The following is a 14570-nucleotide window of genomic DNA, read 5'->3' as shown; positions in this document are numbered from 1 at the left end:
TGACAACAAGATGGACGATGGACGATTTGATTGAAATTGCCGCGAGCCATGGCCGGAGTTTCACTGGCTATCTCGCATTGCCCGCGCATAGACCGGCGCCGGGGCTCGTGCTGCTGCACGACAACTATGGCATCGACGAGCCCATCAAAACGATGGCGCGGCGTTATGCCGAAGAAGGTTACGTGGTCGTCGTGCCCGATCTTTACTGGCGGCTCTCGCCGCGCAAGTCGTTCGACCGTTACGGCGGCGACGCCGCGCTCGCCCGCGAACATAACCGGCTTCTCGAGATCGATCACGCGATCGACGACATCAATTCGACCTTCGAAGCATTGCGCGAACATCCGGCGCAGGACGGCAAGGTCGGCGTGCTCGGCTTTGGACCGGGCGGCACGCTCGCGGTGCTCGCGGCGGCGCATACCGATGTCGACTGTGCGGTCGGCTTCTGCGGCGCGGCGCTCGAAGCTCACCTGGGCGAGGCCCGCCGTCTGCGCTGCCCGGTGGTGCTGCATCTGTCAGGGCGTATTTCGTCGGCGCACGACGTGCTCGTGCGCGGCAAGATTCGCGCGGCGTTCGAGTACAAGCCGGGGGTCACGGTCCATGAATACGACTGCGGCGAGTCGTTCACCGTGCCCGGCCCCGACTTCGACCGTCCGTCGGCGGCGTTGTCGTATTCGCGTTCGTTGTCGCTGCTCAAGAAGACGATGGGGCCGATCTATGCCATCGAACGCGTGTGGAAGCGGCACTCGTATCACAAGTACGTCACGCGCGACGCCGAGGCCGTGATGGCGACGATGGTCGACGATCCCTACTTCAACGACGTGCCGACGATGACCGGAGGCATCGGCCACGAATCGCTCAAGCGCTTCTATATCGAAGAGTTCATGCATTCGTTTCCACCCGACGCGCAGCATGTGCCGGTCTCGTTTACCGTCGGCCTCGACCGGATCGTCGACGAATTCGTGTTTCGTTGTACGCACACGTGCGAGATGCACTGGATGCTGCCCGGCGTCGCACCGACGGGCAAATACTTCGAAGTCGCGATGGTCGCGGTGATCTGCTTTCGCGGCGACAAGATAGACAACCTGCATGTGTATTGGGATCAGGCGACCGTGCTCGCGCAGATCGGCATGCTCGATGCCGAGGGTCTGCCGGTGGTTGGCATCCAGTCGGCGCGCAAGGTGCTCGATATTGCGCGGCCAGGCGATTCGCTGATGCCGCGAATGAGCGGCGGAGACGATAAGTCGGGTTGAAGCGGTTTTTCCGCGATGCGCCAGCGGCCGGCTTGCGAGCTGGTGCGCGACGATACCGGCGCGCCGTCTGAAGCGACATTGACGGAATCGCCTGCCGGCCGTTTTGAACAAGGCGCAGTGCGTGTCAGGCGGTGGTTTGCGGTATGGGTGCGGATTCGCCTGGCGCATGAGGCCACCAGGTCCAGCCGCGCTTCGAACTGCGCAGCCCGATCGTTGTGAGCGGCGCAATTTCGATTTGCGTGAATGCGGCGGGCGGCGCGTGCAGCACATGGATGAGCGCCGCGCGCAGCACGGCCGCATGTGTAATGGCGACGACCGTGCGGCCGCTCCGGTCATTCCCCGCTAGCGCGTCGAGCCATGCGCCGACGCGTGCCAGAACCGCTTCGAACGATTCGCCGCGCGGCGGCGCTGCAGCAGGATCGCGCAGCCACGCTTCCAGTGCCTGCGGCGCCTGCGTCGCGATATCGGCGACGCGCATGCGTTGCCATTCGCCGTAGTCGGTATCGGCAAGCTCGGTGGCAACGGCGGCATCGAAGCCGAGCGCACGGGCCGTGTCGCGCGCGCACGCTGCAGGACTGGTCAGCACGCGCACTTCGTCCACGCCGCCGAATGCGAAGCGCGGACGCTGGGCGAAGGCGTTCGCTTCGGCGAGACCGCGCGCATCGAGCGGCTCGTTCGCGTCCGCGAACGTCGCGCTGCGTTGTGCCGCGGTCGACGCGTGGCTGATCAACCAGAGACGTGTCTGCATGTCGTTCCATGTGCATGCGCAGGGTGTGCTGTTTTGCGCGGCCCGCGAAAAGCTTTCGGGGGTCGCACAGTTTAGCGCGTAGAATAAGCGCTACTCGAAGCGCGGAAGCCGGTGCAAGTCCGGCGCGGTCGCGCCACTGTAATCGGCCACATCGTTGGTCCGGAAGTCAGACCCAGCTTCGTGCCTTTTCTGCAATCGTCTATCGGGGCGCGTAACCCCAGGGAGATATCCGTCATGTCCGACGCAGTTTTCAAGCCGCTCGACGCACTCGAACCCGCCGCCGCGCCCACGCCCATTCCGCTGCGCGAACTATTGCCGTGGGTTGTCTTCGGTGGCCTGCTGCTGTTGCTTGCACTCTATTTCGTCGGCGCGGAAGAGGGCGCGACATCGCTGATCCCCGGCATGTACGTGCACGAATTCGTTCACGACGGCCGCCATCTGCTCGGCTTCCCCTGCCACTGACGCAGGAGCGAACCATGGTAGGTAAATTGCTGGTGCGCGGGATGCTCGCGGGCATCGCCGCGGGCTTGCTCACGTTCGGTCTGGCACGCGTGGTCGGTGAGCCGCAGGTCGATCAGGCCATTTCATTCGAAGAAAAAGCCGACGCGGCGAAGGGCGAAGCACGGGAGCCCGAACTCGTAAGCCGCGGCACGCAGGCAGGGCTCGGTCTCTTCACCGGTGTGGTCGTGTATGGGGCCGCAGTGGGCGGACTCTTTGCGCTGACCTTCGCGTATTTTTACGGCCGCGCCAAAAAGCTCAGTGTGCGCGAATTGTCCGCATGGCTTGCGCTCGGCGCATTCATGGCGATTGCGATCGTGCCGGCGCTCAAGTATCCGCCGAACCCGCCGTCGGTCGGTGACCCGCAGACAATCGGCTATCGCACCGGGTTGTACTTCCTGATGATCGTCATTTCGCTGACCGCGCTCGTGTTTTCGATGAAGGTGCGGCGTCGCGCGATTGCACGCTTCGGCGTATGGAACGGGTCGATTCTCGCGGGGCTCGTATTCATTGCGATCATCGCGGCCGTGCAAGCCGGTTTGCCGGAAATCAACGAGGTGCCGGCCGCGTTTCCGGCGGTCGTGCTGTGGAAGTTCCGTGTTACCGCACTCGGCATGCAGGCCGTGTTGTGGACGGCGCTCGGCTTGCTGTTCGGCGCATTCGCCGAACGCTTGCAGCGCCTGTCGCGCGCCGCTCGGCCGGAGCGGCGCCTCGCGGGTTGAACGGCGGGTCAGGTTAAAGCATAGAGCACGCTAGCTCGCGTCTGCGGCCTGCACGGCAAACGCGTGCGGGCCGTTTCTGTCCGGCCCCTGTTCGACCAGTTCGAGAAACCGCGCAAGACAGGGGTTCCGGTTCGTCGACAGCCACACGAGCACCTGAGAGATCGACGGTGCCTGCGCGAGCGGTTTGAACACCACCCCCGCCAGTTGCGCCCGTTGCATCGACGCGGGCACGAGCGCGACTCCGGCCCCCTCATCGACAAGACTCAGGACTGTCTGCTGCAAACGCACTTCGAAGCGCACGTCGGGCTCGAAGCCGCCCGTGCGGCAATGCTCGACGATGGTCGTATGCAACCCTTCGCCGACTTCGCGCGCGGCGATGACGAATGGCTCATGCGCAAGCTGTGCAATCGACACCCGCCTCGCGCGGGCGAGCCGATGCCGGCGCGGCAGCGCGACGCACAGCGGTTCGGTCAGCACGGTGCGTGCGGCAAGCCCGTGCGGCGGCGCGCCCGACAGCATGATCGCCGCATCGAGTTGCCCGTCGAGCACCTGCGGCGCGAGATCGTTCGAGACGATTTCCCGCAGATTCAGCGTGACATCCGGAAAAGCCGCGCCGTAACGGCGTGCGTAAGTAGGCAACACACTGTAAGCCGCGCACATCGTAAATCCGATCGACAGTTCGCCACGCTCGCCGAGCACCGCGGCGCGCGCATTGCGGCCCGCCTGATCGAGGGCGGCGAGAATCGCTTTCGCATCGGCGTAGAAGCGCGCGCCCGCGGCGGTCAGCGTGACGCTGCGCGAGTTGCGCTCGATCAACGTGACGCCTAGCGAGGCTTCGAGCGCCGCAAGCTGACGGCTCAGCGGCGGTTGCGACAGATTGAGCCGCGCGGCGGCGCGGCCGAAATGGCGCGTCTCGGCGAGGGCGACGAAATAGCGGAGCGGCTTGACATCGACCATGATGCAAAAAAAGTATCGTTGAGCAATTCAATCAGCATTGGATTGTATCGTTGATCGGGTTTACGCTAGCGGCCTTCCGACTGGCCGATGTGCATGTCCCGATGCTGTCCACGCTCGAAATCCTGATTCCTGTCTTCGCGTTGATTTTCGCCGGCTTCGTTTGCCGGCGGCGCAATCTGCTCGGCCCGACCGCCGCTTCCGAACTGAACCGCTTCGTTGTGTGGCTCGCGCTGCCCGCGCTGCTGTTCGACACCATGGCGCATTCCACCTGGCGTCAACTCGACCAGCCGGGTTTTGTGGTGACGTTTTCGGTGGCGTGCGCGGTGCTGTTCATTGGCGTGCTGATCGTGCGGCTCGTGCAGGGCAGGCATCTTGCCGATGCGAGCGTCGACGCGATCGCGGCGTCGTACCCGAATACCGGTTACATCGGCTTTCCGCTTGCGCTGATCGTATTCGGCAACGCAAGCCTCACGCCGACGACGATCGCGACGATCATCGTCGCTTGTGTGCTGTTCGCTCTCGCGATCGTGCTGATCGAGGTCGGGTTGCAGACCGAGCGTGCGCCGCACAAGCTTGGTTTGAAGGTGCTGCGCTCGCTCGCGAAAAATCCGCTGATCGTTTCGCCGATCGCGGGTGCGCTCGTGGCGAGCGTGCATTGGACCTTGCCGCACAGTGCCGAAACGTTTCTCAAGCTGCTGGGCGGCGCGGCGAGTCCGTGCGCGCTCGTGAGCCTCGGGCTCTTTCTCGCGGAGAAACGGCAAGCGGGCAACGAACGCATTACGTCGGTCGCGATCACCGCGATCAAGCTGATCGTCCAGCCGGCATTGGCCTGGTGGATGGCCTCGCGCGTGTTCGCGTTGCCGGCCAATATGGCCGGTGTCGCCGTATTGCTCGCCGCGCTGCCGACCGGCACCGGACCGTACATGCTTGCCGAGTTTTATCGGCGCGAGGCGCACGTGACGTCGCAAACCATCCTCTTTTCGACAGTCGCCTCGCTCGTGACGCTATCGTTGCTGTTGCTGATCATGCAGCGGCACGGTTTGTGACGAATGTTCGCGCTGCGGCCGTGCAGCCGGCGACGTTACGAAGCGGCACACACGACCTTAGCCGAAGCGTTCGACGCGATACGGCCGTGGATCTGTAAACGGCGTGGAGCCAGTCATCATTTCGGCAAGCAGCCGGCCCGTGACGGGGCCGAGCGTGAGCCCATGATGGTTATGGCCGAATGCGAACCACAAGCCGCGATGCCGCGGCGCGGGCCCGATTACAGGCCGCATGTCCGGCGTGCACGGGCGCATGCCGAGCCAGGGCGCCTGATCGAGCCGTTCGCCGATGCCGAACGCGGCGCGCGCGAGCGGCTCGACGCGCGCAAGCTGAATGCCGGTGGGCGGGCTGCCGCGGGTCGCAAGCTCGGCGCCGGTCGTGACGCGCAGCCGGCCGTTCTCCATCGGCGCCACGACATAGCCGCACTCGATATCGACGACAGGCACCGACAACGGTGTGCGCGTCGGCCGGTAGTGCATGTGGTAGCCGCGCTTCGCACGCAGCGGAATGCGATACCCGAGCGGCTCGAACACCAGATCCGACCATGGGCCGAGCGCAACCACGACGTTGGGTGCACTGAGTCGCCCGGATGCCGTTTCGACAGTCCATGCGCCGCCTTCCGCGCGCAGCGTCGTTGCGTCGCCATTGATGAATACGCCACCGGTGCTTTCGAAAAGCCGCGCATAGCTTTTTACGAGCGCACCCGGGCTGCGCACGCTTTTCGGATCGCGCCAGTGCAAACCGCCGCAGATGTCTGCGCCGATGCCCGGCTCGCGTCTGCGTAGCGCAGCCGCATCGAGCGGTTCGACGCGCAGGCCGTGCGCGTGCGCGTCGGCTTGCGCTGCTGCGCGTTCCTTGTCGAATGCGGCGGGTGTGCGGTATGCCTCGATCCAACCGCCGTCGTGCACGAGTGCGCCTGCGCCTGCGCGTGCGATGAAGGCGTCGTGCTCGGCGATGCACGCGCCGATGAGCGGCAGCATGTCGCGTGCTGCGGCCGCATGGCGTTGCGGCTGCGATTCCCACCAGTAGCGCATTAGCCATCCGGCGTAGGACGGCAGTGCCCGGTAATCCCAGTAGAGATCGGTGGAACGATTGCGTGCGTAGCGCAGCAATGTGCGCAACTGGCGCGGAAAGCCATACGGCACGATCGACGAACGCTCGATGAGCCCCGCGTTGCCGAAGCTCGTTTCTTCGCCGGGACCGCGGCGGTCGACGAGCGCGACGCGTAGCGCGCGGTCCTGCAGATGCACAGCCGATGAAACGCCGATGATGCCGGCGCCGAGAACGATGACGTCGAAGTCCATGCGGGTTTGTGTGTCGTTGAACAGGGTGATGTGCGGGCTGTCGCGTCGCGATGTCGAGTGTCGACCCGGCGATTATAGGTTGCCCGTCGAGATCGAACGACGCGCCGTACGAACGCTTCCTGCTGCGGCCACTTTTCAGAGTTTTCGTATGGTCCGCAAACAGGTGCGATATGCGAGTGTGCGGACGCGAGGAAGCAGGCACGACGTCAACGTCCCAGACGATCTGCATCACTAACAGCAAGTCAGCCATCAAAGCTGACAGCGGCAGACATGCCGCTATGAACCGTCGCCGAAAAGACGGCTGAAGGGTCAGAATGTCGTGCATTTGACGAACCATTTGCAAGCTACCGGCTTCGCACTGGCGACTTTCGGGTGTTGTTCAACTGGGACGGCGAAATCAAGGTTGTCGAGATCGAAGAAGTGAGGAAACGCGATGAACGCACCTACTAATATTCAACTTATAACGGGCGCTGACGGTACGCCGGCGTTCGTGGTCATTCCGTATATGCAGTATCTGGCCGAGCGCAGCGGCGAACGCGGGTTGATTCCTCATGATGTGGTGAGCCGCACGGTTGACGGTGCGACGCCTGTACGCGCGTGGCGCGAGCATTTGGGTTTGACTCAGGCCGAAGTCGCGCAGCGGCTCGGCATTAGCCAATCGGCCTATGCGCAGCAGGAAAGCAGCGACCGTTTGCGTCGATCCACGCGCGAGAAAATCGCTGCCGCGCTTGACATCACTGCGGATCAGCTCGACTTCTGATTCTTCGTCGAGATCGGTCGACTCGCGGTCCGCGCCGCGAGTGGTCCGACGCTCACATCTCCTGCACGCCCGTCACCTCGATTGCAAGATCGCTTTCGGCGATGGCCACGCACGGCAGGATATAGCCCTCTGCCTTTTCCTCGGCACTGACGCCGGGCCATTCGATCTGATAGCGCACGCTGCCCGACGTCATTTTGCACAGGCAGGTGCGGCACGTGCCATTGCGGCATGAGCGCGGCAAACGCAAACCGGCGAAGGCGGCCGCTTCGAGCACGGTCAACGACTCGGGTGCCTCGAACATGCGTCCGAGCGGTTCTATAAGGACCGTGTGCGTTGTGTCAGGGTCGAGCATTGCAATTAGCCGGTGGACGGGTAGGCGGTAGGCGGAGAGGCGCATAAGCCATGCGCGGAGCAAGCGTAGCGGAGTTTAACGGAACTCCCGCTCGCACGCGGCTGCGTCTTCACGCACCGAGACCCAATGGCATGATGGCACGATGACGCGGCGACGGGGTTAAAAAATCCACGATCGCAAGATCACGAAATCGACACGCCCAGCAAATGCCCGACCCCAAAGGTGAACGCAGCCGCAACGAGTCCGATCACGATCTGGCGCATCGCTGAAAACGCGGCACCGCGACCGTTGAATAGCGATGTGAACACGCCGACCGCCGCGAGTGCGAACGCGCTGAGCGCCACGCATTGCGCGATTGCCGCGCTGCCTTGCGCCCAGAGAAACGGCAGCACGGGAAAAAGCGCGCCGAGCGAAAACAGACAGAACGACATCCCCGCTGCGGACCACGGATTACCGCCGAGCTCCGCTGGGTCGATACCCAACTCTTCGCGCGTCAGCGTGTCGAGCGCCTTCTGTTTGTCGCGCATGATTTGCTCGGCGACACGGTTCGCTTCTGCGCGGTCGATGCCTTTCGCCTCGTAGATTATCGCAAGCTCGCGGCGTTCCGCATCAGGTGCATGCTCGAGCTCGTCTGCTTCCTTTGCGATCTGCGCGCGCGCGAGTTCACGGGCATTCGTGACCGACAGCCATTCGCCGAGCGCCATCGAGCACGCGCCCGCGATCAGGCCGGCGAAGCCGGTCAGCATGATGGCCTTATTGCTGGTGCCCGCGCCCGCGATGCCCATGATCAGGCAGAAGTTCGACACGAGTCCGTCGTTTGCGCCGAGCACAGCGGCGCGCAGTTCGTTGCCCGATGCGACGCCCTTGTGCCAGGGCTCCGCTTCGACCGCGCGCGCGACCGAAGGCGTGAAGTGCCGACGCGCGCGCGTGGCCAGCAGCCTTCTTGCGCGCTGCATGTCTTGTGCGACGACGGCCTCCATCACTGCCGCATGACGCTGCTCGTCCGCCGAAAGCTGTGCGGCGTCGGGCTGATGCGCGTACTTGTCGCGGTCCGCGGTTTCCGCGGCCGCGAGCGCCGGCAGCACGGACGACGGTCCGAGCGTATGGATCAACGCGCGCATCAGGTAAGTCTTCGCACTCGGACGGTGTGTCCGCGCGCGCTCGCCGCTCGCGCGCAGCTTGTCGAGCCAGACGTTCGCGTGCTCGCGTTCCGCGCCGGCCAGTTGCGCGAATACCGCGCGGCGCGCCGGGTCTTTCTCGACGCGTGCGAGCGTGTCGTATAGCGCGGCGCTGTCGAGTTCGTCGGCGAGGTTCGTGCGGAATCGTTTGAGTTCGTGTCGCGTGGCCATTGCCGGTCGTTGTGGCGCAGTGCGCTTAGTGCGCGCCGCGCATACGCAGATAGCGGTATACGGTGTTGCGCGCGAGTCCCAGTTCACGCGACGCCGCGGAGATGTTGCCGCCATGCCGTGTCAACGTCTGCTCGATGAGCGCGGCCTGCCATTCGGTCATGCGGGCGGGGCGTTCGGCGGAGCGGGAAGAACACGTCGACTGAGCGCGCAACGCGGCATCGTCCCCGACGACGAAGGCGGCTTCCTGGCCGTCGAGTTCCCGTCTTTGCGCCGCTGCATGGTCTTCGAGAAAATCCTCGGGCAGATGCCCGATACCGATTGCGTCCGCGCCTTCCGCCATGATGCCGGCCGTGCGCAGTACGTTCGACAGTTGCCGTAGATTGCCGGGCCATAGGCAACGGCCGAACAGTTCCAGTACGTCGCGATGCACGCGCGATGGAGTGCGCGGTTCCTCACGTTGCTGCCGCGCCAGTATCCGTTCGACGAGCGTGGGCAAATCAGTGCGCTCGCACAACGCGGGCAAGGTGACGGCGAGACCGTTGATCCGGTAATACAGGTCTTCGCGGAACGTGCCTGCGCCGATCATCGCGCGCAGGTTGCGATGCGTCGCGCAAATGATCCTCAGATCGACCGGGATCGCCCGCGCGCCGCCGAGCGGTACGACCGCGCGCTCCTGCAGCACGCGCATCAGCCGCACCTGCTGCGCCAGCGGCATGTCGCCGATTTCATCGAGAAAGAGCGTGCCGCCGTCGGCCTGCACGATCTTGCCGGCATTGCCGCGCTTGCGTGCGCCGGTGAAGGCGCCGTCCTCGTAGCCGAACAGCTCCGCTTCGATCAGCGTGTCGGGCAGCGATGCACAATTGACGGCAACGAATGGCGCCGCGCGGCGCGGCGATTCGTAGTGAAACGCGCGGGCAAGCCATTCCTTGCCAGTGCCGGTTTTGCCGAGCACGAGCAGCGGAATGTCGCGGCCGCCGATCTTTTCGACCCGGCGCAGAACCTCGGCCATTCTCGCGTCCCCGGTATCGAGCGTCGCGAAGCTCACCGCATGCGGTTCGGGACGTACGCGCCCCGCGCCGGCCGGCGCTTTGGCCGATGCGCAGCCGCCGGGATCGCGGCGGCGGTCGCCCTCGCTGTCACTCGATGCGCCGGCGCTGAACGCAGGCCGCGCACGACATTCGGCTCGCGCAACAACGCGCACGCCGCTTGGCAGGGTTAGCGTCATGCATTCGCCGGGTGCGTGCTCCGCTTCGCTGACGAGCGCCGCGAACGGCGCGCCGAACAGCGCGTCGAACGGCAGCCGCTCGAGCGCGGCGAGCGGCCGTCCGAACTGGAATAGCGCGCTGCGATTCGCAGAGAGAAAGCAGCCGTCGCGCGAGAACGCGGCGAGCCCTTCGAACAGCGTGCCGATGAATTCCGCTCGCGCATGGAAGCGCACACGCACGGCGTCGCCAAACTGGTTCGCAAACAGGTGATTCTCGATGATCTGCGCGGACATCCGCACGAGCGCAAGCGTATGTTTGTGAAAGCCGCGCGTATCGCCGCTCACGTCGAGTGCGCCGATCGTATGGCCGTACGGGTCGGCAGTCGGCGCGCACGAACAGCTGAGCACGCGGTTCGCATGCAGAAAATGTTCGCCGCCGTGCACGACGGTCGGCCGCCCGTCCGCGAGCGCGGTGCCGATCGCGTTCGTACCGCGATCGGCCTCGGCCCACGACACGCCGGGGCATAGCGCCACGCGTCGCGCTTTCTCGACGAAGTCGCTGTCGCCGAGGCTGTGCAGGATCACGCCGTTGCTGTCGGTCAACAGCACCATGCTTTGCGTATCGACGATCTGCGCATGCAGCGTTTCCATGACCGGCAGCGCATGCGAGTAAAGCGACTGGTTGCGTTCGACGATGTCCTGCAACTGCGTATGCCGCAGCGGATGGAAATCCGGCGCCTCATGCGCTTGCAGACCGAAATCGCGCGAGCGCGCGTGCGCCTGGGCGATCACGTCGAGTCGAGCACCGGGTTGCCCGACGACCTGCCCAGCAGGGGGTCCAGCAGCGGGACGATGATTCACAGGCTTGTCTCCGGTGGAATGCAAAGCCGCGTCCGCGTGGAGACGGGCGGCTTCGTCGTGTCTTCATGCCATTTATTTGGCACTGCAGCATACGGTTGCCGGTCAGTGGTTCATGTTACAGGACGCCGCGGCCATTGGGCACAGCAGGCGTGGGAAGCTGGCGTTTCCCGCGCAGCCAGAGGCACTCGTTAGAAGTGTTATGCGTTCATTCGCCGATTGCGCGCAGACGCTGGCGCTATACGCGGGCAACTGCGACCGGCCCGGCGGCCGACTTCCCGCCGTGCGCTCTGCCTGTTGAAGAAGGACACTTGAACCGTCCGCGCGACGCGTCAGGCGCTTTTTTGCACCGCGGCGGGGCTCGTTTTGCTCCCGTTTTGCTCCTGTTTCGCTCCCTCCAGGCACCGCGATGGTGTGCGTCAACGGAAAACTTGCGGCACGGCGGAAGTCGTCTAAAGTGAATGAAATCGTTTCGGGCGTGCGCTTGCGCACAGTCCGCGGCGGTTCGACCCGCGCCTGCGTTCCAGACGGAGGCACTCGAAGGGCAGGCGCGGCCACGGCAACGACGTTCCACCCGGCAGGCGATTCCCATGCAGATCATTTTCCCGAACGTGCCCCCTCAATATTCGGGGCGAGAGCTGACCCTGGCTTTTACGGCGATGGTCGATGGTGAACGGGTGGAGTGCACGATTACGGCCGAGGCACTCGAAGACCATTTCGGCGCGGCGTCGCCGCGCATCGAAGACATGCTGGGCGCGTTCGACGCGCACCGCTCGCGAATCGAAGCCGCGACGCGCCGGCTGCTCTCGGAGACGCGCGCGCAATGCGCGGTGTTGCGCAGCGGCTATGTGCGGTTTTACGAGGCGAACGTTCGCTCGTAGCCGGCGCGCACGCTACATCATTCGCTGCAGCGTGCGATCCCTGAACAGCACTTGATGCGCGATCGCCGCCAGCGCATGTAGACCAATCACCCAGTAGAACGCATTGCCGAGCCACACGTGCGCGTCGTGCAGCGCGTGCCGCGCGCCGGGGTCGGCGCCCACGAGCACGATCTGAAGGTTAGTGCCGGCAAGCGTGACCGGATGACCGCCGGCGTTGATCATCAGAATGCCGAGCAGCGGCTGCGCGAAGATAAACAGATACAGCGCGAGATGAACGAGCCGCGCGAGAAAGGTCAATAGCGCATTCGTTTCCACTTCGGCGGGCACGCCGTGCAACAGGCGCCATAGCAGCCGCAACACGGCGAGCGAGAGCACGAGCGCGCCGGCCCACATGTGCACGGCAGTCCATAGCGTGCGGCTGTCGCTGCCTTTCGGTCCGCGAATTTCGATCGCAAAGAAGGCAGTCGCGACCAGCAGAAAAATGGCCCAATGAAAAAAGATCGCAGGCTTTGAATAGCGTTCCTGCGTCGTGTAAGCGGACATGCACTGCTCCTAAACGGATCTTGTTCCTGTAACGAATGGTCGTGGCAACCGAAGCGACAGACAGGCCGCCCGCGGCTATTCCGCGCCGAGGTACAAAAAGCGCAGCAGGAAGACCGCCGCGATGATCCATACGACGGGCTTCACTTGCCGCGCCTGTCCCGTCAGCAGCTTGAGCCCTGCATAAGAGATAAAGCCGAACGCGACCCCATTCGCGATCGAATAGGTGAACGGCATCAGCAACGCGGTGAGCGCCGCGGGCACGACCTCGGTCGCATCGTCCCACGGCAGGTCGGCCATTTCGCGCAGCATCAGGCACGACACATAGAGCAGCGCGGGCGCCGTCGCATAAGCCGGCACGACACCGGCCAGCGGAGCGAAGAAGAGGCTCAGCAGGAACAGCACGGCGACGGTGAGCGCGGTCGCGCCGGTGCGCCCGCCGGCCTGCACGCCGGACGCGCTTTCGATATACGCGGTCGTCGACGAGGTGCCGAGCACCGAGCCCGCGAGAATCGCGGTGCTGTCCGCGAGCAGCGCGCGGTTGAGCCGATGCATCTTGCCGTGCACGAGCAGCCCCGCGCGGTTGGCGACGCCCATCAGCGTGCCTGTCGCATCGAACAGTTCGACCAGAAAGAAGACGAGCACGACATTGAGCACGCCGGTCGACAGGGCGCCGCGAATGTCGAGCTTGAACAGCGTCGGTTCGATCGACGGCGGCATCGACACGATGCCGTGGAACTCGTTGCCGCCGAAGAAAAAGCTCAACACCGTTACGCCGACGATGCCGATCAGAATCGCACCGCGGATGCGCAGATAGTCGAGCGTGACGATCGCGAAGAAGCCGACGATGGCGAGCACGGCATGCGCGTCGTGAAGATTGCCAAGCGTGACGAGCGTGGCCGGATTGCCGGTGACGATGCCGGCGGACTTCAGCGAAATGATGGCGAGAAAGAGCCCGATGCCGCCGGTAATCGCGATGCGGATCGAATGCGGAATGCCGTTGACGATCACCTCGCGCACACGGAACAGCGTGACGATCATGAAAAGGCACCCGGAAATGAACACGGCGCCGAGTGCCGCTTGCCACGGGAAGTGCATGCCTTTGACGACCGTGTACGCGAAATAGGCGTTGAGTCCCATGCCCGGCGCGAGCGCGATCGGATAGTTCGCGTAGAGACCCATGATGATGGACGCGAGCGCCGCGACGATGCAGGTCGCGACGAACACGGAGTCTTTCGGCATGCCGGCGTCGCCGAGAATCGCGGGGTTGACGAAGATGATGTAGGCCATCGTCAGGAAGGTGGTCACGCCTGCGAGTACTTCCGTGCGCAGGGTCGTGCCTGCTTCGTCGAAGCCGAAATACCGTTTTACGGAGTCCATGTGCCGATTCTCTCGTCGGGTTGAGTCGTTGTTGTCGAAGAAGACTGCCGGTCGGGCGGCTGCCGGTCCGGGACAGCCACGCGGCGGATTGTAAACATGAATCGGCCGCGGGGCAGCAGGACAACCTCGATAGTTGTGCGGAGTTTATATGAACAAATTCGGGGCGCACATCTTCGCGAATTCCTTGATTGGCGCAATCTCGTGCGTGCGATCAGGGAATCGCCAAACCGTTGCGGTTCGACAGGAAAAACCCGGATAAAGGCGGGCGGGGTTCGTAGAATGCCGCTAAGGGGGAGCGGCAGAAACGCGATCGGCAGAAAACGTTAGATAGGAAAAGGTCCGCGGCATCGAACGTTTCGCGGACCTTGCGTGCTGGGCGCTTACTGCGGCGACGGATTTGCCGCTTGCGCCGCGCGGCGCGCGGCCACGATCCTGCCCGCGGCGATGGCATTCTCCGGATAATCGATCCAGTCGTCTGGATCGTAGCCCGCCGCGCGCCATTCGGCAAAATCGGCGATCACTTGCGCGCGCGTCTTCGGTGCCGACGGGTCATACCCGGCCGTGGGCGTATCCGCAAAGGCATAGGTCGAGCACAAGACGCCGGCGATCGCACAAAGAACAATACGAGGAATGCGTTTCATGGTTGCGTCCTCAACAAGTCGAAGCAGTGCATTCCCATTCTAGAGCGGCTCGTCAAAGCGCGTGAGGCACAAGCGAACTGTC

Annotated in this window: 15 protein-coding genes, 1 pseudogene and 1 riboswitch; of the genes and pseudogenes, 7 read left to right on the top strand and 9 right to left on the bottom strand. The window is 64.2% G+C overall.

The features are described from left to right. The first annotated feature begins 17 nt into the window (after positions 1 to 17). Positions 18 to 1250 (top strand): dienelactone hydrolase family protein, encoded by a 1233-nt coding sequence (locus QYH69_RS03555; RefSeq protein WP_308830529.1) that lies wholly within the window; start codon positions 18 to 20, stop codon positions 1248 to 1250. A gap of 124 nt (positions 1251 to 1374) precedes the next feature. Here QYH69_RS03555 and QYH69_RS03550 read toward each other — a convergent pair whose 3' ends face one another. Beyond that, positions 1375 to 1998, bottom strand: a complete 624-nt coding sequence (locus QYH69_RS03550; RefSeq protein ID WP_308830528.1) for a histidine phosphatase family protein — start codon at positions 1996 to 1998, stop codon at positions 1375 to 1377. Positions 1999 to 2048: 50 nt separating this feature from the next. Next, positions 2049 to 2194: riboswitch (cobalamin riboswitch) on the top strand. 38 nt (positions 2195 to 2232) lie between these two features. Between QYH69_RS03550 and QYH69_RS03545 the strand changes: the two genes are divergently transcribed. Beyond that, positions 2233 to 2460, top strand: a complete 228-nt coding sequence (locus tag QYH69_RS03545; RefSeq protein WP_308830527.1) for a CbtB-domain containing protein — start codon at positions 2233 to 2235, stop codon at positions 2458 to 2460. A 14-nt stretch (positions 2461 to 2474) separates the two neighbouring features. Then, complete coding sequence (locus QYH69_RS03540; protein ID WP_308830526.1) at positions 2475 to 3218, top strand: CbtA family protein; 744 nt, start codon at positions 2475 to 2477, stop codon at positions 3216 to 3218. 30 nt (positions 3219 to 3248) lie between these two features. Here QYH69_RS03540 and QYH69_RS03535 read toward each other — a convergent pair whose 3' ends face one another. Next, a complete protein-coding gene (locus tag QYH69_RS03535) occupies positions 3249 to 4175 on the bottom strand; it encodes a LysR family transcriptional regulator (RefSeq protein WP_308830525.1) in 927 nt (308 codons plus the stop codon). 101 nt (positions 4176 to 4276) lie between these two features. Between QYH69_RS03535 and QYH69_RS03530 the strand changes: the two genes are divergently transcribed. After that, entirely contained in the window at positions 4277 to 5221 is a 945-nt protein-coding gene (locus tag QYH69_RS03530) for an AEC family transporter (RefSeq protein WP_308830631.1), read from the top strand. A gap of 57 nt (positions 5222 to 5278) precedes the next feature. On the opposite strand, the gene QYH69_RS03525 is transcribed toward QYH69_RS03530, so the two are convergent. Continuing rightward, entirely contained in the window at positions 5279 to 6523 is a 1245-nt protein-coding gene (locus tag QYH69_RS03525; protein ID WP_308830524.1) for an FAD-binding oxidoreductase, read from the bottom strand. A 339-nt stretch (positions 6524 to 6862) separates the two neighbouring features. Here QYH69_RS03525 and QYH69_RS03520 point away from each other — a divergent pair. Then, positions 6863 to 6973: pseudogene (locus QYH69_RS03520) on the top strand (type II toxin-antitoxin system RelE/ParE family toxin); the annotation flags it as partial. Next, positions 6957 to 7283 carry a helix-turn-helix transcriptional regulator gene (locus tag QYH69_RS03515; RefSeq protein ID WP_308830523.1) on the top strand — a complete coding sequence of 109 codons (327 nt, stop codon included), beginning with the start codon at positions 6957 to 6959 and terminating at the stop codon, positions 7281 to 7283. The pseudogene QYH69_RS03520 and the gene QYH69_RS03515, both read left to right, overlap by 17 nt. Positions 7284 to 7335: 52 nt before the next feature. Here the strand turns inward: QYH69_RS03515 and QYH69_RS03510 are convergent, their stop codons facing one another. The 3 genes from QYH69_RS03510 to QYH69_RS03500 form a co-directional block, all read right to left on the bottom strand. Next, on the bottom strand, positions 7336 to 7635 hold the full coding sequence (locus tag QYH69_RS03510; RefSeq protein WP_308830522.1) for a 2Fe-2S iron-sulfur cluster-binding protein: 300 nt from the start codon (positions 7633 to 7635) through the stop codon (positions 7336 to 7338). A 182-nt stretch (positions 7636 to 7817) separates the two neighbouring features. After that, the gene (locus tag QYH69_RS03505; protein ID WP_308830521.1) at positions 7818 to 8984 is read right to left on the bottom strand and encodes a VIT1/CCC1 transporter family protein; all 1167 of its coding nucleotides are present in this window, start codon (positions 8982 to 8984) and stop codon (positions 7818 to 7820) included. Positions 8985 to 9009: 25 nt separating this feature from the next. Beyond that, positions 9010 to 11049: a sigma-54-dependent Fis family transcriptional regulator gene (locus QYH69_RS03500; RefSeq protein ID WP_374992336.1), complete on the bottom strand. Its 2040-nt coding sequence runs from the start codon at positions 11047 to 11049 to the stop codon at positions 9010 to 9012. A gap of 587 nt (positions 11050 to 11636) precedes the next feature. Between QYH69_RS03500 and QYH69_RS03495 the strand changes: the two genes are divergently transcribed. Continuing rightward, the gene (locus tag QYH69_RS03495; RefSeq protein WP_075160922.1) at positions 11637 to 11927 is read left to right on the top strand and encodes a DUF1488 domain-containing protein; all 291 of its coding nucleotides are present in this window, start codon (positions 11637 to 11639) and stop codon (positions 11925 to 11927) included. A gap of 12 nt (positions 11928 to 11939) precedes the next feature. Here QYH69_RS03495 and QYH69_RS03490 read toward each other — a convergent pair whose 3' ends face one another. The 3 genes from QYH69_RS03490 to QYH69_RS03480 form a co-directional block, all read right to left on the bottom strand. After that, entirely contained in the window at positions 11940 to 12470 is a 531-nt protein-coding gene (locus tag QYH69_RS03490; RefSeq protein WP_308830520.1) for a cytochrome b, read from the bottom strand. Between the two features lie 75 nt (positions 12471 to 12545). Further along, positions 12546 to 13847, bottom strand: a complete 1302-nt coding sequence (locus QYH69_RS03485) for an NCS2 family permease (RefSeq protein ID WP_308830519.1) — start codon at positions 13845 to 13847, stop codon at positions 12546 to 12548. A 380-nt stretch (positions 13848 to 14227) separates the two neighbouring features. Then, complete coding sequence (locus tag QYH69_RS03480; RefSeq protein WP_308830518.1) at positions 14228 to 14488, bottom strand: DUF4148 domain-containing protein; 261 nt, start codon at positions 14486 to 14488, stop codon at positions 14228 to 14230. Positions 14489 to 14570: the final 82 nt, after the last annotated feature.

Source organism: Paraburkholderia sp. SARCC-3016 (genome assembly GCF_031119615.1).
Taxonomy (GTDB): Bacteria; Pseudomonadota; Gammaproteobacteria; order Burkholderiales; family Burkholderiaceae; genus Paraburkholderia.
The sequence above is the reverse complement of the archived record's forward strand: the minus strand, read 5'-3'. Positions and strand labels throughout refer to the sequence as shown.